The sequence below is a fragment of the Akkermansia muciniphila genome, from assembly GCF_030848305.1.
Lineage (GTDB): Bacteria > Verrucomicrobiota > Verrucomicrobiia > Verrucomicrobiales > Akkermansiaceae > Akkermansia > Akkermansia muciniphila_A.
On the sequence record NZ_CP114598.1, the window covers coordinates 2,344,020 to 2,370,258 of the forward strand.

Genomic DNA, 26,239 nt, shown 5'->3' on the forward strand with positions numbered 1-26,239 from the left:
CATCCGTCACTGGCGCTCCATTTCCTCAGCTCGCCGCACGGCGCTTTTCACCGCCTGAATCCAGGCATTGCGGAAGCCGCATTCATCCAGCGCATTCAGAGCGGCAATCGTGGTCCCTCCGGGGGAAGTGACCTCATCCCGGAGTTCCATGGGATGCTTCCCGGTCCGTTCCAGCATCAGGGAGGCCCCACGCATGGTTTCCGCAGCCAGCTCCAAAGCGGTTTTCCTGGGCAATCCCATGGCTACCCCCGCGTCTGCAAGCGCATCCAGAGCCGTAAACATGTAGGCGGGGCCGCAACCGGAAATGGCAGAAACGGCATTCATCCCGAATTCCTCCACCTTGCAGACGGAGCCGCAGCCGGAAAGCAGCATCCGGGCCGCCTCTTCATCTTCATCTTTTACGCCGGTTCCCGTACTGTAGGCGATGACGCCGGCCAGCACCATGCACGGGGTATTGGGCATGGCGCGTATAATGCGCGTTCCGTCGCTGGCGCAGGCTTCCATGTCATTCAGGGAAACGGCGGCAGCGATGGAAATCAGAAGGGGAAGCTCCGCCCCCCGTTCGGAAAGAGAGGAAATGAGCGGAAGAATGCCGCGCGGCTTCACGGCCAGAATCAGTACTTCCACTGCGTCCGCCGCATCTGCCTCCGAGGCCGCTTCATGAACTCCGGGGTATTCCTCCCTCAGAGCCTGCACGTTCTCATGGTGATGATCGTATACCCAAACTTCCTCCGGAGCCGCTGCTCCCGCTTTCAGCACGCCCCGCAGCAGGGCGCCTCCCATTTTTCCGAGTCCGATGATACCTGTTTTCATGGTTGATGATTTTTCTCAGTCAACATATAAGCAATTTATAGAAAATAGAAATGCCAATGAAGCCCCATAGCTATGAACGCGAACGCTTCATTTCCGCATTTGTTCCCTCCGGCTCCCTGTTCTTAACAGCACAGGCTGGCTGGTCATGCGGTTGGGATTTTGAGCACTGAGCCGCTTTGCAGAAACAGCCCTCAATATGGTCGTTGACAAACCCGGTTGCCTGGAAAAACGCATAACAGATCGTCGGACCGAAAAACCTGAATCCCCGCCTTTTCATGTCCCTGCTCATGGCTTCCGACTCCGGAGAAACAGCGGGAATTTGCGCCAGAGCGCTGAAATGGTTAACAACGGGCTGATGATCGGGAAAAAACGACAAGACGTACCGGTAAAAACTGCCGAATTCTTTCTGAACGTCCATAAACAGCTTCGCATTATTGATGGCGCTGTTGATTTTCAAACGGTTTTTGACAATTTCATCAAAGCTCATCAATCGTTCCACATCCTCCGCCGTCATCCGCGCCACTTTCTCCACATCAAAGCCATGGAAGGCTCTCCGGTATCCTTCGCGCTTCCGGAGGACGGTAAGCCAGGATAATCCCGCCTGGGCGCTCTCCAGCACCAGAAACTCAAACAGGGTTTTATCATCGGAAACGGGCCTGCCCCATTCTTCGTCATGGTACTTTATATACAGTTCGTCCGTTCCGGCCCAGCCGCAACGCGCATTGATGATGTCTTCCATACCCGTCCCCGTTAAAATTCCTTTTTCCTGAACAGCCACGCCGCCAGCGTCATGTGAAAGACGAAGTACCCCAGCGTCATCAGGGCCAGGCTTCCGAACAGGGAGAGGGGAATGAGCCGGCCGTTCAGGGCGGAATCCGTCACGGAATAAATCTGGAAATTCGGAAAAATCAGGGAAAAGAGCCTGCTGCCCGCCACTTCCCACCAGGAAAGGCCATCCGTGCCGGACCCCACCCACAGGGAAAGCGCCTGCGTCTGGAACAGCCCCGCCAGATAGACCATGAACGTCAGAAGCGCGCTGATGATGGTGCCGTTCGTCACACAGGACATTAACAGCGTGAGGGAGGAGAGAACGACAAACTCGCACATCATGACTCCCAGCCCCGTCTGCACGTTCCAGGTAGCTCCCTGGAGGCGGATCCTGTCCAGGTACGGCTGCATTTCCTCCACCGTATAGCGGCCTTTCAGGGAGGCTATCTGCTCCGCCACCACCGTATCCGTCCGCATCCACAGCACCAGCGTCATCACGGCATCCATCAGGAGCACGGCGACCAGGGTCAGAGCCAACACCCCCAGCACCTTCCCCATCAGATAGTCAATGCGCGGCACCGGTTTGCAAAGGATAGTGTACAGAATACGGTCTTCCGCATCCTTGGGGATAATCAGGGCCGTAGCCGCCACGCAGAAAAAGAGGCCGAACACCCGCATGGCGCCGTAGGCGGAATTTTTCAGCAGCACGAGTTCATTGATTCCCCCGGTTTCCGGCCCCAGCACCGCGCTCAGGCGGAAGGAACTCAGAGCCAGCAGCGCCACGGCGAAGAGCCCCAGAAAAAGGAACACCTTCATGCGCACCAGCTGCGTAAAGGTGGTACCGGCGATTACGGCCATGCGCCCGGGCGAAGGTATATAACCGGAGGTAATCCATGCCATGCAGCTTATCTTGCCGTATTCCGGAGCAAATAAAAGAGCTTTTTATTTCATGTGCTGAACTCCTTCCGCCTTGAAGAAGCGCTTCTCCCGTGTTCTCATGGAGCGCGTATGAGTTTACGATCCCAGCTGGAAGAACTGCTCCCGGAACTTTTGCCTTCCGATCCGGCCCAGGCCATTAAGGGAACTGAACTCATCCGCCTGGTGCGCCTGAGACTGGGGGAGGAATATTCGGACGCATCCCTGCGCTACCATTTTTCTTTCATGGCTTCCGAGCCTGACTCGGAAATCGCCAAGGTGGAACGCGGCCAGGGCTATTACAGACGCACGCGGGAAAGGGACGGGCAGCGCGCTCCCAGAGGGCTTTTGCCCCTGTTCCTTGGGGAAAACGAACCGGATGCCCTGAACTGCCGCGCCAAGGCGCTGGCCCTGGCCGTGCGCCAGTACGATACCACGGGCCGCGGCGTCTTCGTGTTCAGTACCAGTGAAACAGGAACTTCCTGGATAAAGCCGGATCTGGCCGTCGTGGAATGGCCGGAGGGGGAATGGGAAGAAAACGCTCTCGTTTTTGATAAAAGCGCACTTCAGCGCCGTCGCATGATCGGAGCCCCCATGATGGGCATCCGCAGCATCTGCGTCGCCCGCATGCCCGGCGGAGAAGACGGCAGAAGGGAATTTTTCAGAACGCTGGCTACGTCCCGCTGGGCGCAGTGCGGAGAACTGGTCATCGTGGGGGAACTGCCGGATGATTCCGAATGCGCCGCCCTCCGCGGGCTGGCCGCCGAGTTCGGCGTAGGGGTGCTTTGCCTGGAAATTGCGGACGAACGCCTGGGAGAACTGCCCGGAGCGGAGGAAATTTTCAAAGCCGGAGATGAGGAATGCGCCGCCCTGCTGGCGGAACTCACGCCCGTACGGCTGGCCGCAGGAAGGCAGAAGACGCTGGAGGCGGATACGGGGGAAACCCTGGGCGGGGAATTCGGCGCCCTGTTCGACTGGCTGGCCGCCTGCCTGGAACGCGGCAGCGTGGAAGAATATGAATTCCGCGTCTCCTGTTATTGAATGCGGCGGAGAGATTCTTGACAGAACTTGCGTATTCAATTAAAGATCTTCCCGTTTCCAACCCGCCCTTCCCCCTGACATGGAACAAGAAACCCTGGTTTATCCGCTTGCGAACAATACCGTTCTGCAAGACAAATATACGATATTGAACGTGCTGAACGCCGGCGGCTTCGGCATCACGTACCTGGCTCTGGACAACCCCGGTTCCCGGTATGTCGTCATCAAGGAATGCATGCCGGACGCCTACGCCTGCCGGGATATGGAAACCGGGTTCGTCCGTCCCCGGGACGAACAGGCCGCCGTCAATTTCGCCCAGAGCGTTTCCAATTCCCGGCAGGAGGCTTCCATCCTGTCCCAGCTCAACCATCCCGGCATTGTCCAGGTATTTGACATGTTTGACGCCAACGGCACCTGCTATTACGTCATGGAGAATATTCAGGGACAAACCCTGTTTGACCTGATGACCGCCATGCACGCCGCCGGGCAAACCATGGAACCGGCCCAGGCTACGGATCTTCTGTTCCGCCTGCTGGACATCCTGCACTACCTTCACTCCATGGGAGTGTACCATTGCGACATCAAGCCGAGCAACATCTTCATCCAGCCGGACGGAACGCCCAAGCTCATCGACTTCGGCGCCGTGCGCACCAAGACCCTCCAGCATCAGGGGCTCGTCCAGATCACGCCCGGCTATACCCCGCCGGAATTCTACCCCGGACGCCGGAGCGAAATAGGCCCCTGGTGCGATATGTACGAACTGGGCGCCACGTTTTACGAATTGCTCACGGGCCAGGTTCCCCATCCGGCGGACCAGCGTTCCGTAGTGGACCGCAACCCGAAAGTGACCGGTTACGCGACCCTGCGGAAAACCTATCCCATGAACTTCCTTTCCGGCATTGACAAAGCCCTGTCTCCGGATGAACGCAACCGATTCCATTCCGCCAAGGCATGGAACGACTATATCAACGCCATGGCGGCGGCAGGCACCCTGCAGGCAGGCGGAGTATCGAGGAAGGCCCTTCCCCAGGCCAGAAAAAAATCTTCCGCAGGCACAGCTTTCATCATTATCCTGCTCATTGCGGCGGCGGCCGTTTGGATATGCTGGGAGCAGGGATTGTTCCATTTCTGATTCCTGCCCCTCCGGCCATGGTTGAATACCGCAAGGCGGTTGATGTCTGTTTACACGCAGATATTTTTCCATTCCCGGTTCCTTTTTAACTGCTATGGCGGAAGAGCGGCTTGCGGCCGGAAGAAGGAACAGCAAACCAAAGATAAAATTTTTCCGGCATTTAGTCAGGAATCTGCCTGAATATTAAGGTTTCGGGAGAAAGAAATCATGAAAACAATCAGCATTGAAGACAGAAATCCAATATTGGTGGAACAGCTTGTGAAGGTCTGGAAAGGTTCCGTGAAAGAAACCCACACTTTTTTGTCAGATGAGGAAATAAATCACATTCAGGAGTATGTTCCCCAGGCGTTAAGGGAAGTGCCCCATCTGATGATCATAGAGGATGACCACGGATTTCCATGCGCATTCATGGGAATTCATGAACAGAAACTTGAAATGCTGTTTGTTTCTCCGGAAGCGCGCGGCCGCGGACTGGGGAAAAAATTAATTGAAACCGGCATCAGGGAATATTCCGTCAATGAATTGGGAGTTAACGAACAAAATCCCCAGGCGAAAGCGTTTTACGAACATATGGGATTTCATGTCTACAGAAGAGCGGAGACCGATGAACAGGGCAAGCCTTACCCCGTTTTATACATGAGGCTGTCGCCATCCGTTTATCCCGGAAGGGATTGATCCCCCGTTGCAGTTTGCCTTCAAGGCCGCGCCGCTTCAACGCAACAAGGGCTGAACCATCCGGTTCAGCCCTTGCAGGATAAAGATGCGGACGGGAAGCCGCGCTTACAGGCTTTCCCCGAAGTCCTGACGGTATTTGGCCGCCAGTTTTTCAGGCCAGTCGCTCTTGGCGCGGAGCTTGCCCATGAAGAAGCGCAGAACGGGCGGTTCCTCCACGAATTCCAGGCCGCCGATCAGATCGCGGTTGTCGTAGAGCCACTTCATGCGGTCCGCTACGTATTTAACCTGGGACAGCGTAAATACGCGGCGCGGGAAGGCCAAGCGGAGCAGTTCCACATCCGCCAGGATGTCCTTGCCGTTTTCGTCACGGACGCTGGAGAGCGTGCCGCGTTCCATGCCGCGCACGCCGGAGGCGATGAAGAAAGCCGCCGCGAGGGCCCCGGCGGGATAGTCCTCCTGCGGGATGTGGGGCAGGAAGCGCCCGGCGTCAATATGGGCGCCCAGGCCGCCAGCGGGGGTCACGCAGGGAATGCCCATGTCCACCATCTGGCCGATGAAATATTCAATGAAGGAGGGGCTCTGGGAAATCACGGTCAAATCCGTCGTTTCATACAGGCCCACGGCCATGGCCTCAATTTCCCGCACGGAGATGCCGCCATAAGTCAGGAAGCCTTCAAAGAGAGGAACCAGGTGCTCCATTTTCTTGGCGATGGAGCGGTCGTTCGTGCAGATGCCGCCGCCGCGGGAAGAGGAAACCTTGCGGGCGGAGAAATACACCAGGTCCGCCAGGCCGCACATGGTTTTCAGGATGTCCGCGCAGGATGAATCCTTGAACTCGTCTTCACGCATCTTGATGAAATAGGCGTTTTCCCCGATCAGGGAGGCGTCCAGCACCAGCATGATGCCGAATTCATCGCAAATGCCGCGGATTTCCCGCATGTTGGCAATGGAGAAGGGCTGGCCGCCAATCAGGTTGGTGGAGGCTTCCATGCGCACGAAGGGGATTTTGTCCGCCCCGTGCCGGGCGATGCAGTCCCGCAGCTTGGCGGGGTCCAGATTACCCTTGAAAGGATTGGTGCTGACCGGGTTGACGGCTTCGTCAGCCACCAGTTCCTCAATCTTCCCGCCGTTCAGGTCAATGTGGGCGTGCGTGGTGGTGAAATGGTAGTTCATGGGAACCACGTCACCGGGCTTCACGAAAGTGCGGGCGATGATGTTTTCACAGGCGCGCCCCTGGTGGGCGGGCAGCAGGTATTCCTTGCCGAAGACATCCCGGACGGCCTGTTTCAGGCGGTCAAAGCTCTGGGAACCGGCATAGGCGTCATCCGCCCGGAACATGGCGGCGATCTGGTTGTCGCTCATGGCGTTGACGCCGGAATCCGTCAGCATGTCCAGATAGACGTCGTTCGTGCTGAGCTGGAAGGTGTTGAACCCGGCTTCCCGCGCGGCTTCCAGGCGGCGTTCCACGGGGACAAGATGCAGCTTCTGCACCACGCGGACTTTATGCAGTTCCAGGGGAATCTGTTCCCCATTGTAAAATTTGACAACGTTGGATGGTTCTGAATTCATAAAATAAAAGGTAAGCGGGAGTTTAGCAGAATGGATCTTTTCCGCAACATAAAAGGGCAGACGGCTTTTTGCCTCCCGCCGGAAAGGCAGGAATGACGCTGGAAGGAAAAATGTGGAACTTTCCATAGGGAGCTTTTAGCGTGGCTCCCTATGACAAAATACTGGAAATTGATTCAACAGCGCCTGGGCGTGGATGCGGACGGCATCCCCGGCCCCAAGACGGCGCTGGCCCTGATGGATAAGCTGGACATCCGGCAGCCGGAACATTCCTGGCCCAGCCAGGAGGAAGTGCGCTCCGGAAAATCCGTCTTCGGCCGTGCGGGGGACGAAAGCAACATGACCAGCATCAGGCTGCCCTATGTCATGCGGCTGGCGTGGGAAACAAACACGACCGTTTCCACCATGCGCTGCCACAAGCTGGTGGCGGAACCGCTCGTCCGCATCTTCCAGGCAACTCTGGACCATTACGGCATGGAGAAAATCAGGGAACTGGGGCTGGACCTGTACGGCGGCTGCTTCAACAACCGCTCCATCATCGGCGGAAAGGCCACATCCATGCATGCCTGGGGCATCGCCGTGGACATGGACCCGGACAGAAACGGCCTGAACATCCCCGCGCCGAAAGCGGTACTGTCCGGACCGGAATACGCCGCTTTCTGGCAATTCGTGGAAGCGGAAGGGGCCGTATCCCTGGGACGCGCCCGCGACTACGACTGGATGCACTTCCAGTTCGCAGCTCTTTGACCGGAGCGGACGCAAACGTCCGCCAGCCCTCCTCACAGCGGCGGCGGAGGGCTGGCCAGTCCGCGCCGTTCCCTCCAAGCCCCGGAAAAGAGCGTTTTTTCAAAAAAAGGCCGCGCGCTCCAGCTCATGGAACGCGCGGCCCGTTAACGGAAGTTACCTGAAGGAAAGGCCCTTCACTTTATCCGTCAGGGCTTTCAGCACGCGCTGGTGCGCGGCGTCCACTTCCGCGGCCGTGAGGGTCTTGGCCGGATCCCTGTACAGGAAGGTGTAGGCGATGGATTTGCGGTCCGCCGGGAGTTTTTCACCGGAGGGGTCCGTGAACACGTCAAAGCAGGAATAGCTGACAAGCAGTTTTTCCCGGGCGGATTCCACGGCCTTGACAATGTCCGCATTGGGCGTGGAGAGGGGCAGTTCCATGGCCGCATCGCGGGAAGAGCCGGGGAATTGGGGCAATTCCGCAGCCTTCACGGGCGCGGTGAGGATTTCCTGCATTTTGCGCAGGTCCAGTTCCGCCACGTACACGGGCTGGCCCAGGCCCAGCTCCCGGCAGCGCGCCAGGGACAGGCGGGCGAAATAGCCGCAGGCTTTCCCGTCCAGCTGCACATCCGCCCCCAGGGCGGCCTGTTCGCGCGGTTTGGCAGGCGTAAGCGTAAAGCGGTGGCCCGGCGCCAGAGCAGCCATCACGGCCAGAAGGTCCTCAAAGGAGGCCTGCTCCGGCCTGGGGTCTGCCCAGGAGCGCGCCGTGCGGTCCCCGGAAACAAGAATGCCCAGGGTATCCGTTTCAATGTCCCTGCCCTTGCCGCCGCCCGTATTGCGGAAGACGCGGCCAAGTTCAAAGAAGCGCAGGCCGGACACGCCCTGGTTGCTGTTGCGCACGGCGGCGGCAATCAGGCCGGGCGTATGGGCGGGACGCAGCACGGAGTGATCCTCGCTGAGCGGCAGGGACACGCGGATGAGGTCTCCGTCCTGAAGGGGGCGCAGGGGCAACGCGTCCTTCACCTGGGCAATGGCGCCGTCCGCGGATTCAGAGGCAATGAGCTTGATGGTCTGGGTTTCATAGAATCCCAGGGCCGCCAGCTTGCGGCGCAGCTCCATCTGGAAATTGTAGGCCGCATCCACCGGGGATTCCGCCACGAAGGGGCCGGAGAAGCGGGACGGTATGCCGTCCAGGCCGAAGACGCGCACGATTTCCTCCAGCAGGTCGCACGGACGCGTGAGATCCAGGCGGTGGGGGGGGATCAGCCAGCATTCGGGAGACTCCGGAACCTGCTTCAGGCCCAGCGCCGTCAGGATGCGAGCCCCTTCCTCATGGGAAATGGAACCGCCGGACATCTGATCCAGCGCCTTCCAGGGAAGTTCCACGAAGCCCAGTTCATTAGTCACCGTGGCGCCCTTCCCCTGCTTCAGGGAAGCGGGCACGGAAACGGGGCCGTCCGCCCCCCCGCAGGAAGGCATGGAAGCATGCGCCGGATTAGGAACGGGAGAACCGGCCACATACGTCGGGGAAGTCGTTCCGCCCGCCAGCTGGAGAATCAGTTCCACGGCGCGCACGGAACCGCGCAGGACATTCCAGGCGGAAGTGCCGCGTTCAAAGCGGTAGGAGGAGTCGGAGGACAGGGCCAGCCTGCGGGACGTGGCGCGCACGGAGGAGGGCTTGAACCAGGCGGACTCCAGAATGATATCCGTGGTGGCGTCCGTCACGCCGCTTTCCTCCCCACCCATCACGCCGCCGATGGCGAGCGCCTTGCCGGATTGGTCCGCGACAACCAGGTCCGTGCAGTTAAGCGTGTATTCCTGGCCGTCCAGAGCCTTGAAAGTTTCCCCTTCATAAGCGGTGCGGGTAACGATGCCGCCCTGCACTTTCGCTGCGTCAAAGGCATGGAGGGGCGTTCCCAGTTCATGCAGGACGAAGTTGGTAATATCCACAATGTTGTTGATGGGGCGCAGACCGACGGCTACCAGGCGTTCCTTCAGCCATTCCGGGCTTTCCTGCACGTTCACGCCGCTGACTTTTACAGCGGTGTAGTACGGGTTCAGCTCCGGCTGGTCCAGCCGCACGAAGTCTCCGGCGGGTTCCAGTTCCACCCCGGCGTCGTCAATGGAAACGGGCCTGTACTCCCGGCCGGAAATAGCGGCCAGTTCATACGCCATGCCGTTGTGGGAAAGCAGGTCCGGCCGGTTGGGCGTCACTTCCACTTCCACCAGGGTATCCGCCTTGACAACCTGGGAAATAGGCGTGCCGGGTTCCAGTTCCTGGGGGAGAATCCAGAGACCGTGCTCCTTGTCGGGAAGCCCCAGCTCGGAGGCGGAACAGAGCATGCCGCGGGACTCCACGCCGCGCAGCTTGCCCACCTTGATTTCAAAGTTGCCGGGAAGCACTGCTCCCGGCAGGGCGCAGGGCACCTTGTCCCCCACTTTGTAATTCTGCGCGCCGCATACGATCTGGTGCAGCGTGCCGTCGCCCACGTCCACCTGGCAGACCTTCAGCCGGTCCGCCTGGGGATGCTGTTCCGCGGCGGCCACGCGGGCCACCACCACGTATGGGGAATCCACGCCCTGCTGGCGGATGTCTTCCACCTCAATGCCGGCAAAAGTCAGCATGTCAGACATTTCATCCACGCTCAGGCCGGACAGGTCAATGTACTGGGAAAGCCAGTTAAGGGAAATCTTCATAACGGGAAAACAGATAAGGATTATTGGAATTGGGCAAGGAAGCGCACATCGTTCTCGATCAGGGCGCGTATATCCCTGATGCCCCAGCGGATCATCGCCAGGCGGTCCAGACCGATGCCGAAGGCAAAGCCGGTCAGCCCCGTGTAGCGGGCCTGTGAGCGGGGATCCAGCCCCAGTTCACGGTCCACGGCTTCAAAAACATTGGGATCCACCATGCCGCAGCCGGCAATCTCCACCCAGCGGGGGGCCTGGCCGTCCACCTTCAGCTTGACGTCAATTTCAAAACTGGGTTCCGTGAACGGGAAGAAATGGGGGCGGAAGCGCACCTCCGTGCCGGAGCCGAAAAGGGCGCGCAGAAAATATTCCAGCGTTCCTTTCAGGTCGCCCACGGAAACGTCCGTATCCACATACAGGCCTTCAAGCTGATTGAAGGCGGAAAGGTGCGTGGCGTCAATTTCGTCGCGGCGGTAGGCGGAACCGGGAGCGATGACGCGCACGGGAGGCATCTGCTTTTCCATGGAACGGATTTGCACGGAAGACGTGTGCGTACGCAGAAGCTTGCCGGAATCAAAGTAAAACGTATCCTTCTCATTGCGCGCCGGATGATCCTCCGGCGTATTCAGCGCGTCAAAGCAGTGGAACTCGTCCTCAATCTCCGGGCCGTCCGCAAGGGCAAAGCCCATGTGGCGCAGAATGCGGACGGCTTCATCCCGCACGATGGTGAGGGGGTGCAGCCCGCCAGACGGCAGGGAGCGGGCCGGCAGCGTCAGGTCCACCCCGGCCACGGCGGCCTTGTCCGCCAGGGCCTGCACTTCCTCCAGCTTGGCGTCCAGGGCTTCCGTAATGGCCTTGCGGGCCTCGTTAAGCAACTGGCCGACGGCGGGTTTTTCCTCCCTGGGAACGTCCTTCATGCCCGTCTGGGCCAGGGTCAGTTCCCCTTTTTTGCCGAGGATGGCCACGCGCGCGTCTTCCACGCCGCGCCTGTCAGACGCCTGGGCGATGCGCTCCAGAGCGTCCCGTTGGATGCGTACAATCTCTTCCTTCATAAAATTTGACGGGCAAGAGCTTACCCGCCCCCCCCGCCAGCGTCAAGCCCTTCGGGCCGGCGGAACGTCACTCAAGAGAAAATGGCGGAATACGGAAAAGAGGGAAAGAACAATGACCCCCTCTCCCTAATCACTAATACTTAATCATGAATATCTCCCCAGAAAATTACACGTATCCCGGCCGGGCGGACATGCGGCCGGAAACCATGCCGAGCACGCAGAAAAAGGTATAAACCAGGCAGAACGGCAGGAAGGAGCCTCCCTGATGCAGGAAGGAGGTGAACAGCAGGCTCAACAGGGCGCCCATGGTGAAGCCGATTCCCTGGGACATGCCGGAAAGCCTGATTGATTCGGAAGGCGTCCGGGCCCGTTCCACCATCAGCGCCATTCCGCGGCTGAATACGGTTCCCGTCGCCAGGCCGAACAGAACAGCCATCCAGACGGCCCAGTCCAGCGGAAGATACAGGATGCCCCAGCAGGAAAGGGCCGCCAACGCCATGGCCATCACGATGAGGAGTCCCCGGCCGCCCGTAGCCTTTTCCAGCACGTGAGCGGAGAGCGTAGCGGGCAGCTGGGCGAACATGGCCACGGAAAGGATGAAACCGGCGTCCTCATAGCTCATGCCCCGCTGCCGCAGAAAGATGGGAATCCAGGTATAAAAGAAATAGGCAGCCCCAACGCGGCTCAAATAAAAAACGGTAACCTGCCATGCCTTGCCGCTGCGCAGCAGGCTGCGTCCGGATGCCGCCGGATCGTTTTGAAACACGCCGTCCGGATGCCTGAGAAAATAAGCGCCCCATACCAGCATCCCCAGCAGGATGGGAATAATCCAGATCCCCAGGCCGAAACGCCAGCCTCCCAGCATATTGGAAAGGGGAACGGACAAGCCGGAAGCCGCAGCGCTGCCCACGCCGATCATGGCGCTGTAAACGCCCATCATGGCGGAAGCGCGGTCAGGAAACTGGTGTTTGATCAGTCCGGGAATGGCCGCTCCGGCAATTCCCATGCCCAGCCCCATCAGAACCATGCCGCCGTATAACCCCGCCACGCCGTCCCAGCTGCGCCACAAAATTCCGGCTACCGCCAGAAGCTGGAACCAGAAAATGATTTTCCACGGCGTCATCCGGCGCGCCACGCGCGGAGAAATGGGAGCCGCCACCCCCAGCACAAAGACGGGCAGCAGGGCGAACAGCCCTGAATTTTCCAGGGAAAGCCCCATATCCCTTTCAATCGTTCCCAGCAGCGGATCGGGAGAATCAAACCCGGTACGCAGATTAAAGCACACGATTAAAAAGGCGGCAAACAACAGCATCTTTCCCCTGATGCCTCTGGAAGTTCCTGCCTTATCCATCCCATGTTATACAGCCTCTCCTCCGCCCCTGTTCAAAAGCGACAGTCTTCCGGCTGTCAGCAGTCCGGAAGATACGGTATGGAGAAAAGACCATCAAGGGGGATCAATCCCCTTGCGGCTTTCCATCCCCCCCCTGCCATGAAAAAGCGCCGCCGTCCCGGAGGACGGCGGCGCCCGAACACGCTAACCTCTTAAGCTTTCATTTGGAAGGGCGTTTGCCGTACACCAGCGTACGCCTGCCGTCCCAGGAAACGGCCTCAATCCGCGTAGAGCCTTCCGGATAGGGAACCGTGGTGGAGGAATTATCCCTGGAATCCGTCCCCGCCATGGTGATGCGGACCATCTCCCTGTCTTTGTAGGTTTCAAAGACGACGGCGTTTTTCCACACGTCATGGGAAATAATGCGACGATTGCCCTGCTCCGTAACGCCCTGGTTGTAGACGCCGCGGACAGGGAGGCGGTTCTTGTATGCTTCCGCGCTATTGACGGAAATATAATAAATGACGGGGCTTTCCGGTTTTTTGTACTTCCTGGCGTAGGCAATCAGGTCCTTGCAGTCGGCCTCCGTGATGGTCATGCGGGCGCAGGTGTAGTCGTCCAGTTCCTGGTCAATGGGTTTGAGCATGCCCGTTTTCCGGAAAAAATCCGTCAGGTCCTGCCTGGCGGCGTCGCAGGCGTTCTTCATGAACGCAAGCTGGAGCTCGCCGTCCTTCTTGCCCCTGGTATCCATCTTAATGGCCTTATAAAAGATGTCCGGATAAAAGTCGGGATTGCCCTTCCCGGCTACCTTGAAGTACAGCTCCAGCTGCCACAGGGGAGCCAGCTTGACAAAATGGTCGTGCACCATCGGACGGTTATCCCCGCCGGAACGCTTGTCCGGCCCGCTCTGGACAAGCCAGTTTTCCCCCTTCAAAATGCCGTTGTTCAAGTAGGCGTTGAAACGTCCGCCGATCATGTTGCCGTCCCCGCCATTGATGCGTTCATGCTCCAAGCGCATGCTGGAGGGATTCAGCATGTAATTCACGTAAGCGGAGTAAATGTTATTGGTTACTTCTCCGGTGGATACCCATTTCATGGCGGGGCGCACCTGGTTGACGTGGCCGAACTCATGGGCAATCCCCCAGGCGCTGCCGGGAATCTTGTCCGGATTGCCGACCTCCTTCATGGTGCCGTTATGGAACGCGGCTCCCGTACCGTCCGCATGCATGAACCCGTTCCAGATCACACGGCCGAACATCCGGTTTTTGGGCAGCATCCTGTACTTGTACAGACCCATGATCCGCTGCTCCATGCCGATAATCCTGTCGTACAGGGCAATGAGCTCCTCCCCCTTGTCCGGGCAGAATTGTTTAAGTTCCTCCACCGGATACACCAGATGCACGCGGTTGCCCACGATGTCCACAACTTCCGTGGGGGAGTTTTCCAGCATCCTCTTCCAGTCGCTGTTTTTGCTGACGCCTCCCACGAAAACTCCATTCACCTTGCCGGACAGAATGGACAAATGCACCTTGGGCGCCTTCTTGTAATTGGGAGTGAAATACTCAATGTAGCCAAGCCCCTTGTTCTTCGCCCTGATGATGTTGACCCCCTCTTTCAGCGGATAGGAGCTGTGGCCTCCGTCCCGCCCGAAATTGTGGATAACCAGATTCAGTTTTTCACCTTTGGAATCCCCCATGACCAGCAATACGTCCTCACCCTCTTCAAAAAAGATGCCGGTGGGATTTTCAAATTTGCTGTACTGGCTGGTGCGCAGGCGTTCCGCCAGATCCTTGACCGGTTCATACGGCTCCGCCGTCAGGGCGCGGGCCTTGCGGTCAAATTTCTTCTCCGCCATCTGCTCGGCGAGCCCACGCACAAAGGGATCCTTGATTCTGGCGATGCGGTCGCGCGTGACATTGGGCTTCAACGCAAGCATGTATTCATTGGCGAACACATTGGAATCCAATGTCTTCAACCCCTCCTCCGTAATCGGCGGGCCTCCTGTTTCCTGGGCGGAAAGAACGCCGCCGCCCAACACGCCGCAGAGGGCCAATAAAAGAATCCCCTTTTTCAACAATGGTGAGAAAATCATTTGTTAAATAATACTGTTCGGTTTCCGGAATTGTTTCAAGGAAAAACGCCCGGCCTCCATGCCCGGGAAAAAGCCCCTTTGTGTGACATGGGACGCCCGGGCCCAGGGAGAAAAACTGTCCATCCCCCTTGACGGGGGCCGTATAATGACGCTCGCAAAACATTTTTCCATATGAATACAGAAACACATCAATTTCAGGCGGAAGTCCGGCAGCTGCTGGACATTGTCATCAACGCCCTTTACAGCGACCGTGAAATCTTTGTCCGCGAGCTTGTTTCCAACGCTTCCGACGCCCTGGAAAAACTGCGTCTGAAGCAGTTGACGGATTCTAATATTTACCAGCCGGACAAGCCCCTGGAAATCACCGTCACCACGGATAAGGAAAACAAAACCATCACCATTGCGGACACCGGCATCGGGATGACGGAAGCGGACCTGGTGGAAAACCTGGGAACCATCGCCCACTCCGGCACCAAAAAATTCATGGAGGCCCTCAAGCAGAAGCAGGAAGGCGGAGCGGACCTGATTGGCCAGTTCGGCGTGGGCTTCTACAGCTCGTTTATGGTAGCGGACCGGGTGGAAGTGTTCACCCATTCCTATGAACCGGAAGCCGCCTCCCTGCGCTGGTCTTCCGACGGACGGGAAGGCTACAGCATCGAAACGCTGGCGGAACCGCTGGACCGGGGCACCCGCATCGTCATCCGCCTGAAAGACGAATATGAAGAGTTCTCCCAGGAATACCGCGTGAAGGAGCTCCTGCGCCGCTACTCCAACTTCGTGGGGTTCCCCCTCAACTTCAACGGAGAGCACGTCAATACCGTCCAGGCCATCTGGTCCAAGTCCAAATCCGACGTGAAACCGGAGGAATATGATGAATTTTACCAGTTCATTGCCCACACGGATGAAAAGCCCCTGTCCTACATGCACTTCAGCGCGGACGCCCCTATTGCCCTGAATGCCCTGCTTTTCATCCCCAGACGCAATCCGGAAATGTTCGGATTCGGCCGCGTGGACGCCAACGTGGCCCTGTACTGCAAGCGCGTGCTGATTGACGCCAAGCCGGAAGGCCTGCTGCCGGAATGGCTCCGCTTCCTGAACGGCGTGGTGGACAGCGAAGACCTGCCCCTGAACATTTCCCGCGAAATGCTTCAGGACAACTCCCTGGTGCGCAAAATCAGCGACATCATCACCAAACGCTTCATCAAGCATCTGGAAAAACTGGCGAAGGACGATCAGGAAACCTACAGGGAATTCTACGCGCAATTCTCCCGCTACCTGAAAGAAGGCGTCGTCACCTCCTGGCCGAACAAGGAATCTCTGGGCAAGCTGCTCCGTTTTGAATCCACGGCCACGGAACCGGGGGAAACGACCTCATTTGAAGACTACGTCACCCGCATGAAGGAAGGGCAGACGGCCATTTACGCGCTTACCGGCCCCTCCCGTTCCCATCTGGAAAACAGCCCGTACCTGGAAGCCTTTAAGGCCCGCGGCTATGAAGTGGCCTTCTTCACGGACCACGGGGACGAATTCGTGCTGGACTCCCTGTCCAGCGTGGACGGCAAGCCCGTCACGATGATCGACCGCGCCGACGTGGAACTCCCCGCCCTGGAAGAGGAACAGAAGGACGCCCTGCCCCAGGAGGAAGCCGCGGCCCTGGAAGAATGGCTGAAAGGGCTGTATCCGGACAAATTCTCCAAAGTCACCCTGGGCAAGCGCCTGGTCAGCGGAGCCGCCGTAGCCCTGCAAAGCGGCAATGACATGGGGCCGGAAATGAGGGCGTACATGAAAGCCATGGGGCAGGAAGTGCCGGAAAGCCACCCGCAGCTGGAACTGAACCCCTCCAACCCGCTGGTGAAAAAGCTTTCCGCCCTGCGGACGGAAAACCCGGAACTGGCGCAAATGGTGGCGGACCAGATCGCGAATACCGCCCTGCTCCGCGCCGGCATGCTGGACGATCCCGCCGTGCTGGCCCAGTCCTCCCAGGCCCTGATGGAACAGCTCCTGCTGAAGTAAGGGGCCCGGAGGAAACAGCCTCTCTCCCCAAGCCGCTCCCTGCCCACCCCGCCGGGGGCGGCTTTTTCATTTCTCTTCCCGCCATGAACGCGTTACGCCGCATGCCCCGCCACATTCTGTTCCTGAGGCTGGCCTATCAAGCGGGCATGTGCCTGCTGGCCCTGGTCGCCGTAACGCTGACCGCCATTGACCTGACCACGGAAGCGGCGGAATGGGAAGTCACGGCGGACCGCGTCATCTACTGGATTTTTGTGCTGGATTATGTGATCCGCTTCTCCATCAGCCGGTCCAAATGGCTCTTCGTTAAGGAACACCCCTGGGATTTACTGGCCATTATACCCTTTGACGCCCTGTTCCGCCTGTTCAGGTTCGCCTCGCTGGGGGAAATTTTAAGGCTCGCCAGGTATCTGGACCTGTTTTCCTATGCCATGAGGTTCACCACGCGCATCCGGCGTTTCTTCAACACGAACGGATTCAAGTATATCTGCATCGCCGCCCTGGTCATCATCCTGCTGGGGGCCGTAGGCATCCATCTGGCGGAAGGCATGAGCCTGCCCAACGGCATCTGGTGGTCCTTCGTCACGGCTACCACGGTAGGCTACGGGGATACCTATCCGGTCACCACTTCAGGCAAATTCCTGGCTGTATTCCTGATGCTCACGGGCATTGGATTCGTGGGAACGCTCACCAGCACCATCACTTCCTTCTTTCTGAGTCCCCACGGCGGAGAAGCACTGCCGTACCGGGAGGAGGAAATTGAGGCCATCAAAAAGAAACTGGACGACCTTTCCTCCATGACGGATGAAGACATAGACACCATGGCGGCCCTGCTGAAGACCCTTCGGGACGCTCCCCATTCCCCTACTGAAGCAGAAAAGAAAACATCACCGCCCGGCTCTTCCACAACCTGACGACAGGGCTTCCTCAGAGGCGCGGACAAATCTGCGGAATTACAAAAAGTCTCCTATTCCCTCCTTCGGCGCCACAACGCCGCCGTAATCCCCAGCAGGGATAACCCCGCCGCGCCAGGCTCAGGCACCTGGGAACCAAGATGGTTATAATATATGGAAACCATGCCATTGCCATATTCCTCCGCTTCAACGTGTGGATTCTTCCAATTCACCACGTGAAGCACTGACGCAACTGTTGATTTTGTAGTTGTAAACAGCAGGTAACGTCCCGGCTTCAAATCGGCAGAAGCCGTTATATCCCATTTAATTTCCTGCCATTCCATAAGTACCGTATACTGTCCAAAAAAATTAAAAGATAAAACAGCTTCACTCAAATTTCGCTCTCCCAGCTCCGCATGCAAAGTTAAATTAACTAAAGATAAACGAGGGTGATAGCCGGAGGTACCATTATAATGATTCCCCAAATATATAGTATTGCATCCTTTCAAATACCAATCAGAATCATTATTCATTACCGTCCCATCAATATCCTCATAAACAGCCTGATCATCATTCCAGATACTTTTCTCTATGTAAATTTCACTTGCCCGGCAAACTCCTCCCAAAAAACCAAAGTGAAGAAAAACACTTAGAAGAGCCGTTTTCGCCATTTTCCCTAATAAATTTTTGAAATATTGTTCCATGGGCAGAGGTATAACGGATTCCCAATCCGTACACACTTCTTCAAGGATTTAGAACAAAATCCAACATATTCGCCCTTATACTCTGCTGTAATCATTGCCCTAGATATTTTCGTTCTTGTCTGATTTTCATATTTATCCTCATCACATTTCAAGCTTGCATACGGATTGGGAATCCTCTGCTACAACGTTCTTCATGAACATACCGACTTCCTCTTTCCCCACCAACACGGATCAGACAGGAATCCTCCTCATCCGTTCCCTGGGCATTCCTCCCATGGACGCTTTCCTTCTTCTAAAGGACCTCCTGGACACCAGCCGCGGAAGAGGCGACAGAATAACCCGGGCCAAACGATGCATACGGCTGGGAGGAGAGGCTCTTGCCGACAGGGAAACAAGCGTGCCGTTTTCCCAGGCTGTCCGCGCCAGCCTGGAAGCAAGAAAACACCGCCGGCCCCGCACCCTGCAGGAAATCCGCTATATGGCTGCCCGGATGATGAAAAAATGCCCGGAACTGGCAAGAAAACAGGTCCGTTCCATCACGCCGGAAGATTGCGAGCGTTATCTCCGCAAAAGCTTTTCCACTCCCCGCCAGCGGCACAAGGGGCGGCTGATCCTGAGCGGCATCCTGAATTTTTCCCTGAAGCGCGGGTGGTGCCGCAGAAACGCGGCCTTTCTGGTTCCTCCCCCCATCCTCAGGGAAAAACGCATCAGGGCCCTTTCCCTGTACGAGGCAAAACGGCTTCTCCACACCGCGGAACAGTTGTTCCACGGGGCATGCCTGCCGGCCTGCGCCCTGATGCTGTACGCGGGCATACGCCCCCACGAAGTCAAAAGGCTGACCTGGAAGCACATCAACCTGAAATCCGGCCTGGTTTCACTGGCGCCCAGCCATACCAAAACAGGCGGGAGCCGCCATGTTTCCATCCTTCCCGTGCTGGGCGCCATCCTCAGCCGGACGTCTTCCGCCGGTTCCCCCTCCCGTCCCGTTTGCCCGCCCAACTGGGAAAAGAAATGGAGGGAAGTAAGGCGCCGATCCGGCATCCTGAAAAAAAGCGGATGGGTGCAGGACGTGCTGAGGCATACCTACGCCTCCTACCACCTGGCCCATTTCTGCAATCAAAACCTTCTTCAGAAGGAGATGGGGCACTCCTCCCCCTCCCTGCTTTTGGCCCGCTATCTTAACATGGACGGAATCACCTCCGCAACCGGCGCCATGTTCTGGACGCACAGCTTCATTCCTCCCGCTCCGTTAAAAAAAGACTGACAAAAATCCGTCTGGAATTGCGCGGCCAAAGACGGACAATCCCCCTGCGTCATCAAACAGGAGGCGTATTTATTTTGTCTTGAATCCAAAATAAGGCACAGTACAGTAGACGCGAGCCGGGAAAGAAGCCGGGATTCGTTTTGCCTTGAATCCAAAATAAGGCACAGTACAGTCCACAAACCGGCACCCAATACGGTTATCGCGTTTTGCCTTGAATCCAAAATAAGGCACAGTACAGTATACCCCGACGTACAATGAGGACCCTCTCAGTTTTGCCTTGAATCCAAAATAAGGCACAGTACAGTGCCCCCAGCAGCCATGCGCAGAGGTTAGCTGTTTTGCCTTGAATCCAAAATAAGGCACAGTACAGTCGTCCTCCATTTCGCTGAATTTGATGATTGGTTTTGCCTTGAATCCAAAATAAGGCACAGTACAGTAGATACTGTGCCTTATTTTTATGTTCAGCGACTTATAGAGGAATACAGCGTCCGATATTGTTACCAGAAGAGCATCTGCTGAGGCATGGAAACATCCTGCCGGGGACAAGACCTGCCATGAAAAACAAACATCTTATCCCACTGGATATTTGTGACGAAAAGACACCGGACAGAGCCGTCAGGCGGTATCATTTTCTGGATTCTGCGGGAGTGGGTAGCCATTCTTTCCTGAGTAACGCACGCACGGGCATAGACGCTATACTGAATCATCGTATAGCCGTCTTCCAAAAGAGCCTTACGGAAATACTGATAGTTTTTTTTATCTTCCGGCGTGGTTGTGGGAAGATCAAAGAACACAACTAGCCATCCCATTTTATAGTTGTCATAACCCATGGTTCATACGGTCCGGATTGCCCGGCAAGAACTGCTTTGCGGAAACTGCGGCAGACGGCCTCTACCGCCGCCTTCAACGGCAACTGTTTATCCTGATACATAACAGCAGCCTGCAAGGTGGCTGTAATATGTTGCCTGTACTCACGATTGATCTCTCCTGTTTCCTCTTCTGTTTTTCCTTCCCGCAGGCACAAATGAATCCAACGGGCCACATTGGCATCAAAGGCTGGTCTGAAGGGTTCCATCAGATCATAAGCCAAAGGCGCTGCATGTTCCCGGGATTGATGAAAAATGCCGAAGCAGGGATCCAGCCCCAGAGCAAAGAGATATTGCAATACGCAAGATAACAGAATAGCGTACGCATAGTTGAAGAGGTCATTAAACCCCTCCTCATGACGTCCCCTGCGAAAATCGGAGTTTGCCCATGTATCCGCAAATACGCTCCAGAACAGGCGGGCGCACTCCGCTTCCCTCGCCGTCTTTTCCGTCACGGCCATTCTCTTCAGCTCTGCAATGGCGGGATGATGCGGATTCCATGCCTGAGCCAGCGCCGTCTGATTTCCACACTTGGCATCCAAAGTCTTTTGCCAAAGACGGTTCCGCAAGCGGGCCGGCATATCCGCCAAATGTCTTAACAGACCGGTATCCGTAGCCCGATCCGCCGGCAGGAGCAGCACGGCAGGCCTGTAGCTTTCACACAGCACGAAACCTATTCTCTTCCTGGCCAGCTCTATCAGCAAATTGCTCGTGAGCGTCGCCTTAAACGAACTGAGTACAACAGCCCCCACATCCTCCAGCGGAATCGTCCGGGGAGAATTCTCTCCATCCACGCATCTGAGCTGGCCCTTGTCGCAGCTCAGATGGCATGTATAAGCATCTATACTCAGAATATGGTATGACATGGGAAATGCCTTATCGTGGAGTCCCCGTATAAGAAGTGGGATATATTTTCATTTGGTATTTTTTTAATAAAGAAATGAGATCTACTTCACGCCAATTACATTCATGCTTTTTGTTAGTAGGTGCAGCGCAATGCGCTCTTTGAAGATCTAATTTTACGCCAACTTTTCCATCCTTGATGGATGCAATTCTCCATACACCTGTACGCCTGGGATCTTTGGACGAGGTTAAATGAACCAGCATGCCGTTTCTCAGAATACGCACCGGCTTGCCGCCGTTCTGTTCTTTCAAGGACATGATTTGCTTAAACACCTTAATATGCCTAATCACCACCGGCTTGGGATCTAACGCCACTCCATAATTACCTTCAATTTCTATGGCTGCCTTAAGAGCCTTCAATTTTGAAGCGCCTTCTGGAAACACTCCGACCAATTTACTTGCTTTTACCTGATTTTTTTCCTTCTTCCCATCTTTCTTTTTGGAGAGAGAAACCATGGCATCCTCCCCATTTCCCTGAACAGAAAGCACCCTCTGCATGGTTTCCTTGAGTAAAGCGCCGCCCATGTCTGCGGGGATATGCTTAACAACTCTCTGCTCCATCAATTTTTCACGAATATTTTCTTTAAGAGAAATAGAAAGATCGCGCAATATCATGCGGCCATCATCATTCAGGACATAATGACGCTGATTCGCAACAGGTCTGACTTGAGGTATCAGCTTTTCCGGGATCCGGCGCATGGCAAGAACACGTCTCAGCAAACCATTATGATGAGCAGGGATGATATCAGGAATAAGCCCCAGTACACAGGCATCCAAGGCATGATGCAGATGAGTGAGAGAACGCAGGTTTTCCTTAAGAATCTTGCCGGAGACCGGGTCTGCAGCCTCCGGACACAATTCTTTGAAAACACCCAAAACATCCCACGACTTACGGACTTCAGCAGTAACGGCGCCAGGAATCAGGTCGATGCGAGCATCCGGAAGAACGTTACCTATAGATTTGCAGGCCAGTTTCATCAGGTGGGAACTCTGCGTCATCATGCCTTCCGTCATGCCTATTTCCTTCATGGCATCGTGATTTTGTAATTGATGTTTATGAGACAATCCCCTCACCATCAGTAAGGCTTTGCGCTTCTTTTTGCGCTTGCGGTCATCTTCATGCCCCTTCTTGTCATCCAACTTTTCAACCAATTCCCTGTAATTATTCAGGGAACAAATATGCAGGTTGGGTTTATCCGGCACAGGATTCTCCTGCTCCTGCTCCACAAAGTCGTACCCGGTGCGCTGACCTTTCATCCTGTTGACTCCCGGCCAGGTAAGAACCAGAGAAGAAAGTGCGTTAGACTGCCTGAAAGAATGGGGCACGATATGTTCCAGTTCCAGATTTTCCAGCTCATGCGTGCCATACGTTGCGCCGGTGAACGGGCATGTCCAGTTCATGTCCATGGCAATGCGGCACTTGCGTATCAGGTTGGCAGAAAGCGCTTTCCCCGGCAAATCCCGTTTTAATCTATTGACGGCTTCCGTATGGCTTTTCTGACGCAGATTCAGTTCTGTCTGAATTTTTTTGCTGTCCATGCCGGAAAACGCCGTCAGTTCTTTACCGACTTCCACACAAATGCGGGAAATTCTGTCTTTTTGGCCGCCGGCGAAATCCTGAATCAGATCCTTCAGCAAGCGATCCAGAATCAACATACGGTGACGCACAAGGTGGTTGTTGGTCATCGTATCAAGACGGCGCTCTTTCTGGTGTTGATTCACGGAAGAATCTGTATCAAGGAGGCAATACAGACAACCGTCATGCGCTTTCAGTTCCCCATCCGGATGCGCTTCTCCCCGGGCAGGACGCGTCGGGTCTTCCCCGTCAAGGGTTTCTTCCACAACTTTTTTCAAGACGGGGCGGGCATACGGCGCTCGTCCCGTCGCATACCTGGGTTTTAACGGCGTGGCGGCATAATCCGGATCTGTCTTCTTGGCTTTCTTTCGATTGGCCTGTTGATGGCGTTCTTTCTCTATTTTCTTTTCCAACGCCTCGACAGATTCCCCACGGGACTTAAGCAAATTCAACAAATAATTCGGGGTAACGGACTTCCCGCGACGCAGACGATTGGCGGCAAGCCGGCAAACAGATGGAGAAAGAGTTTCCCCGATGCCGCTTCTTTTCAGAACTTCCACGGCAGGATCCAGGTAAAGAGCCTCTTCGCTGTCAGGATGCAAAGTAAAATAGTTGGCTACATTAGTCTCTGTCTCTCCCAGACGAGAAGAGATGGCCTTCTCCAGAGACGCTTTGGTCAACTTTCCTTCCTGTCGGGCCTGATTCATCAATTCTCTGCGTATCTCTGCAGAAAGAGGCTCTCCGTCCGCACGAATGTTACATAAAATCCGGGCCATGCGGTATTCATAAAATTCCGGGCAATTCGCCGTCGGAACCTTGGATAGTTTTTCTGCCCGTTCACGGGCATTTTGCTCAGAATTTCCTTTCTTTAGCTCAGCTTCATACACCTGAGCCCACGAGACAGGGCAACGGCTGATGATGCGGTTATCAAAACGGGGGATTAACTGACCGAACAAAAGACTCCCACGATAACGCCGGGCCAATTTTATCCCGTAATGAATCAACACGCCGCGTTGTTTCGTTGTCAGGGGATGATGCTGGGCAATCAACTCCATGATTTCCGAAGTCAGCCCCGGAATCAGAGGCGCGGAAAGCTCCAATATACGCCGTACTTCCTTTTCCACGGTTAAACGGGGAAAAGCGGTATTGAGATTTTTATAAGCCGGCGTTGAAACATTCATCGGAGCATCCGCTTTGCCCTCTTCCAGTTTCAATTCCCGGCAAATGGTTTCCGCCATAGTCGCCGTCCCATGTTTATCCATCAAATCTTTAGCATGCTGCACTCTCTCGGTATCTTCCTTGTTCCCTCCATCTTCTGAAAAGCCGCCAGACCATGAGACATTATTGTCGTACCCCCGGTTATGAGCATACCAGCGGAGGACATGCCAAAGTTCAATCGGGGCAAGATTCCTATGTCCTTTTAATGCTTCTGACGCCAAATAAAAGGGAGCGGGATGCCCGGGAGTTTCCTTCATTTCCTGCGTGATGATTTGAGCCTGAACCAGCAATCTGCCAATACGCTCGATACGAACGCGCCGAGACCGGATATTGCGTCTCAAACGCCTGTATTCACGCCTTTTAAATGCCTGACAATCATCTTTCGGAAACACAACTGCACCGCAACCGCAAACAGAGGGATCCGCATCATCATGAGAAGCGGAAGCAATGACAGCCCACCCAATGGAGGCGTAACCAATATCGAACGAAAAAGTAAGAGAACGCGACATCACAAAAAACTGCTTTTATTCATGTTATATGCCAATATTGCATTTTATCAAGTATTTTATAAAAATTATTCAATTCAAAAAAACAGTTGACAAAACATCTGAACATCACTTTAATTTCCAACGGATTCAAGACAAAATTTGAAATGCAAACCGATTTTCCTGACTGCCAGCCAGTCACACCGGTAACAAAAGCATTTTTATCAAACCGCCATGCGTTTCAGCGCAAGGCGGTTTTTATTATCCTTTGAAAGTTCAAAAGACTGACAAAAATCCGTCTGGAATTGCGCGGCCAAAGACGGACAATCCCCTGCGCCGGGAGCATCCGGCGCCCCTCTTTTTCCAACCTTTCCGCCATTTTCCAACCATGCCAGCAACCAGCCCTCCCCGCGCCTGGGCCGAAATCGACCTCGGGGCCATCCGCCATAACCTGAATGTCGTCAAGCAGGCGGCCAAAGGGGAATATTACATGCCCGTCGTGAAGGCAGGCGCCTACGGCCACGGGCTGGAACAGGTTTGCCGCACGCTGGATTCGGAAGGCATCGCTTTCTTCGGGGTGGCCAATGTGGGGGAAGCCCGGCGCATCAGCCAGGCGGGTTGCCGCACCCGCCCTTACATCCTGGGCCCCGCGTTCCCGGAGGAACGGGAGGAAATCGTGCTGAACGGCTGGCGCTCCTTCATTTCCACCATGGAGGAAGCAGAGCATTACAATTCCCTGGCGCGGCTGTACGGAAAGACGCTGCCCATCCACCTTTCCGTGGATACGGGAATGGGCCGCGGAGGATTCCTGCCGGACCAGCTTGAAGAACTGCTTTCCCGCCTGGGAGAACTGGACAGCCTGCATCTGGAAGGCCTGGGAGCACACCTGCCCTGTGCGGACGAGGACCGGGAAATCACGCTCAGGCAAATCGCCCTCTTTGAACGGATGGCCGCCCGCATCCGGGAGAAACTGCCCTTGAAGTATTGCCACCTGGCCAACAGCGCCGCCTCCCTGGATTATGAAATCCCCTCCAACAACATGTGCCGCCCCGGGCTGGTGCTGTACGGGTTTTCCCCCATTGACTCCCCATGGGCCTCTCAATTAAGGCCGGCCATGGCTCTTTTTTCCCGCCTGACGGTGGTGCGCACGCTGCCGGAAGGCCACGGCATTTCCTACGGGGGCACCTATGTGACGGACCATCCCACCAGGGTGGCGACCGTGGGCATAGGCTACGCGGACGGCTACCTGCGTTCCCTGGCCCATAAGGGCGCCCGCGTCATGGTGGACGGGGTTTCCTGCCCCCTTCTCGGGCGCGTGACGATGGATCAGATCATCGTGGACGTCAGCCGGGCGCCTCACGCGGAACCGGGCATGACCGCAGAGATCATGGGGCCGAATATTCCCGTGACGGAACTGGCTGAAAAGGCCGGCACCATTTCCTGGGAAATTTTTACCGGAATAGGCCCCCGGGTTCCTCGCCATTACAATTATTAGACTTTCAACCGGGGAAGAAGCTCGCCACTC

20 protein-coding genes and 1 CRISPR repeat array are annotated in these 26,239 nt (G+C 56.1%); of the genes, 8 read left to right on the forward strand and 12 right to left on the reverse strand.

Features of this window, described 5'->3' with window-relative positions; genetic code table 11:
* Window positions 1-6: 6 nt before the first annotated feature.
* From proC to O4G22_RS10225, 3 genes are all read right to left on the reverse strand, one after another.
* Complete coding sequence (gene proC, locus O4G22_RS10215; RefSeq protein WP_306701726.1) at window positions 7-813, reverse strand: pyrroline-5-carboxylate reductase; 807 nt, start codon at window positions 811-813, stop codon at window positions 7-9.
* Window positions 814-883: 70 nt separating this feature from the next.
* Window positions 884-1,552 carry a DNA-3-methyladenine glycosylase I gene (locus O4G22_RS10220; protein ID WP_295978570.1) on the reverse strand — a complete coding sequence of 223 codons (669 nt, stop codon included), beginning with the start codon at window positions 1,550-1,552 and terminating at the stop codon, window positions 884-886.
* An 11-nt stretch (window positions 1,553-1,563) separates the two neighbouring features.
* Window positions 1,564-2,481: a hypothetical protein gene (locus O4G22_RS10225; RefSeq protein ID WP_094135945.1), complete on the reverse strand. Its 918-nt coding sequence runs from the start codon at window positions 2,479-2,481 to the stop codon at window positions 1,564-1,566.
* Window positions 2,482-2,589: 108 nt separating this feature from the next.
* Here O4G22_RS10225 and O4G22_RS10230 point away from each other — a divergent pair, with 108 nt between their 5' ends.
* From O4G22_RS10230 to O4G22_RS10240, 3 genes are all read left to right on the forward strand, one after another.
* Complete coding sequence (locus tag O4G22_RS10230; RefSeq protein ID WP_306701727.1) at window positions 2,590-3,537, forward strand: hypothetical protein; 948 nt, start codon at window positions 2,590-2,592, stop codon at window positions 3,535-3,537.
* A gap of 79 nt (window positions 3,538-3,616) precedes the next feature.
* Window positions 3,617-4,666 (forward strand): serine/threonine protein kinase, encoded by a 1,050-nt coding sequence (locus O4G22_RS10235; RefSeq protein WP_290488635.1) that lies wholly within the window; start codon window positions 3,617-3,619, stop codon window positions 4,664-4,666.
* Window positions 4,667-4,873: 207 nt separating this feature from the next.
* On the forward strand, window positions 4,874-5,341 hold the full coding sequence (locus O4G22_RS10240) for a GNAT family N-acetyltransferase (protein ID WP_295978574.1): 468 nt from the start codon (window positions 4,874-4,876) through the stop codon (window positions 5,339-5,341).
* Between the two features lie 105 nt (window positions 5,342-5,446).
* Here O4G22_RS10240 and O4G22_RS10245 read toward each other — a convergent pair whose 3' ends face one another.
* Window positions 5,447-6,910 (reverse strand): tryptophanase, encoded by a 1,464-nt coding sequence (locus O4G22_RS10245; RefSeq protein ID WP_094135949.1) that lies wholly within the window; start codon window positions 6,908-6,910, stop codon window positions 5,447-5,449.
* A gap of 150 nt (window positions 6,911-7,060) precedes the next feature.
* Between O4G22_RS10245 and O4G22_RS10250 the strand changes: the two genes are divergently transcribed.
* Complete coding sequence (locus tag O4G22_RS10250; RefSeq protein WP_290488633.1) at window positions 7,061-7,654, forward strand: hypothetical protein; 594 nt, start codon at window positions 7,061-7,063, stop codon at window positions 7,652-7,654.
* 153 nt (window positions 7,655-7,807) lie between these two features.
* Here O4G22_RS10250 and pheT read toward each other — a convergent pair whose 3' ends face one another.
* The 4 genes from pheT to O4G22_RS10270 all read right to left on the reverse strand — a co-directional run bounded on the left by pheT (window position 7,808) and on the right by O4G22_RS10270 (window position 14,795).
* Window positions 7,808-10,327: a phenylalanine--tRNA ligase subunit beta gene (gene pheT / locus O4G22_RS10255; RefSeq protein WP_306701728.1), complete on the reverse strand. Its 2,520-nt coding sequence runs from the start codon at window positions 10,325-10,327 to the stop codon at window positions 7,808-7,810.
* 20 nt (window positions 10,328-10,347) lie between these two features.
* Window positions 10,348-11,373: a phenylalanine--tRNA ligase subunit alpha gene (gene pheS, locus O4G22_RS10260; protein ID WP_022197410.1), complete on the reverse strand. Its 1,026-nt coding sequence runs from the start codon at window positions 11,371-11,373 to the stop codon at window positions 10,348-10,350.
* Between the two features lie 166 nt (window positions 11,374-11,539).
* Window positions 11,540-12,724, reverse strand: a complete 1,185-nt coding sequence (locus tag O4G22_RS10265; protein ID WP_094135953.1) for a CynX/NimT family MFS transporter — start codon at window positions 12,722-12,724, stop codon at window positions 11,540-11,542.
* A gap of 199 nt (window positions 12,725-12,923) precedes the next feature.
* A complete protein-coding gene (locus O4G22_RS10270) occupies window positions 12,924-14,795 on the reverse strand; it encodes a M60 family metallopeptidase (protein WP_306701729.1) in 1,872 nt (623 codons plus the stop codon).
* Between the two features lie 171 nt (window positions 14,796-14,966).
* Here O4G22_RS10270 and htpG point away from each other — a divergent pair, with 171 nt between their 5' ends.
* A complete protein-coding gene (htpG, locus tag O4G22_RS10275) occupies window positions 14,967-16,808 on the forward strand; it encodes a molecular chaperone HtpG (protein ID WP_022197413.1) in 1,842 nt (613 codons plus the stop codon).
* 83 nt (window positions 16,809-16,891) lie between these two features.
* The gene (locus O4G22_RS10280) at window positions 16,892-17,719 is read left to right on the forward strand and encodes a potassium channel family protein (protein ID WP_306701730.1); all 828 of its coding nucleotides are present in this window, start codon (window positions 16,892-16,894) and stop codon (window positions 17,717-17,719) included.
* A gap of 53 nt (window positions 17,720-17,772) precedes the next feature.
* Here O4G22_RS10280 and O4G22_RS10285 read toward each other — a convergent pair whose 3' ends face one another.
* Window positions 17,773-18,402 carry a PEP-CTERM sorting domain-containing protein gene (locus O4G22_RS10285; protein WP_306701731.1) on the reverse strand — a complete coding sequence of 210 codons (630 nt, stop codon included), beginning with the start codon at window positions 18,400-18,402 and terminating at the stop codon, window positions 17,773-17,775.
* Between the two features lie 193 nt (window positions 18,403-18,595).
* Here O4G22_RS10285 and O4G22_RS10290 point away from each other — a divergent pair, with 193 nt between their 5' ends.
* Entirely contained in the window at window positions 18,596-19,666 is a 1,071-nt protein-coding gene (locus tag O4G22_RS10290) for a tyrosine-type recombinase/integrase (RefSeq protein ID WP_306701732.1), read from the forward strand.
* 71 nt (window positions 19,667-19,737) lie between these two features.
* Window positions 19,738-20,103: a CRISPR direct-repeat array (repeat unit 36 nt; unit sequence GTTTTGCCTTGAATCCAAAATAAGGCACAGTACAGT).
* Window positions 20,104-20,163: 60 nt separating this feature from the next.
* Here O4G22_RS10290 and cas2 read toward each other — a convergent pair.
* From cas2 to O4G22_RS10305, 3 genes are read right to left on the reverse strand one after another with little or no spacing between them, the layout of a single operon-like run.
* A complete protein-coding gene (gene cas2, locus O4G22_RS10295) occupies window positions 20,164-20,496 on the reverse strand; it encodes a CRISPR-associated endonuclease Cas2 (RefSeq protein ID WP_300779917.1) in 333 nt (110 codons plus the stop codon).
* Complete coding sequence (cas1, locus tag O4G22_RS10300) at window positions 20,463-21,398, reverse strand: type II CRISPR-associated endonuclease Cas1 (protein ID WP_306701733.1); 936 nt, start codon at window positions 21,396-21,398, stop codon at window positions 20,463-20,465. The genes cas2 and cas1 overlap by 34 nt, the downstream gene beginning before the upstream one ends.
* Before the next feature lie 10 nt (window positions 21,399-21,408).
* Entirely contained in the window at window positions 21,409-24,738 is a 3,330-nt protein-coding gene (locus tag O4G22_RS10305; protein ID WP_306713883.1) for an HNH endonuclease domain-containing protein, read from the reverse strand.
* Window positions 24,739-25,102: 364 nt separating this feature from the next.
* On the opposite strand from O4G22_RS10305, the gene alr reads away from it, so the two are divergent.
* On the forward strand, window positions 25,103-26,209 hold the full coding sequence (gene alr, locus O4G22_RS10310) for an alanine racemase (RefSeq protein ID WP_297406459.1): 1,107 nt from the start codon (window positions 25,103-25,105) through the stop codon (window positions 26,207-26,209).
* The last annotated feature ends 30 nt before the right edge of the window (window positions 26,210-26,239 follow it).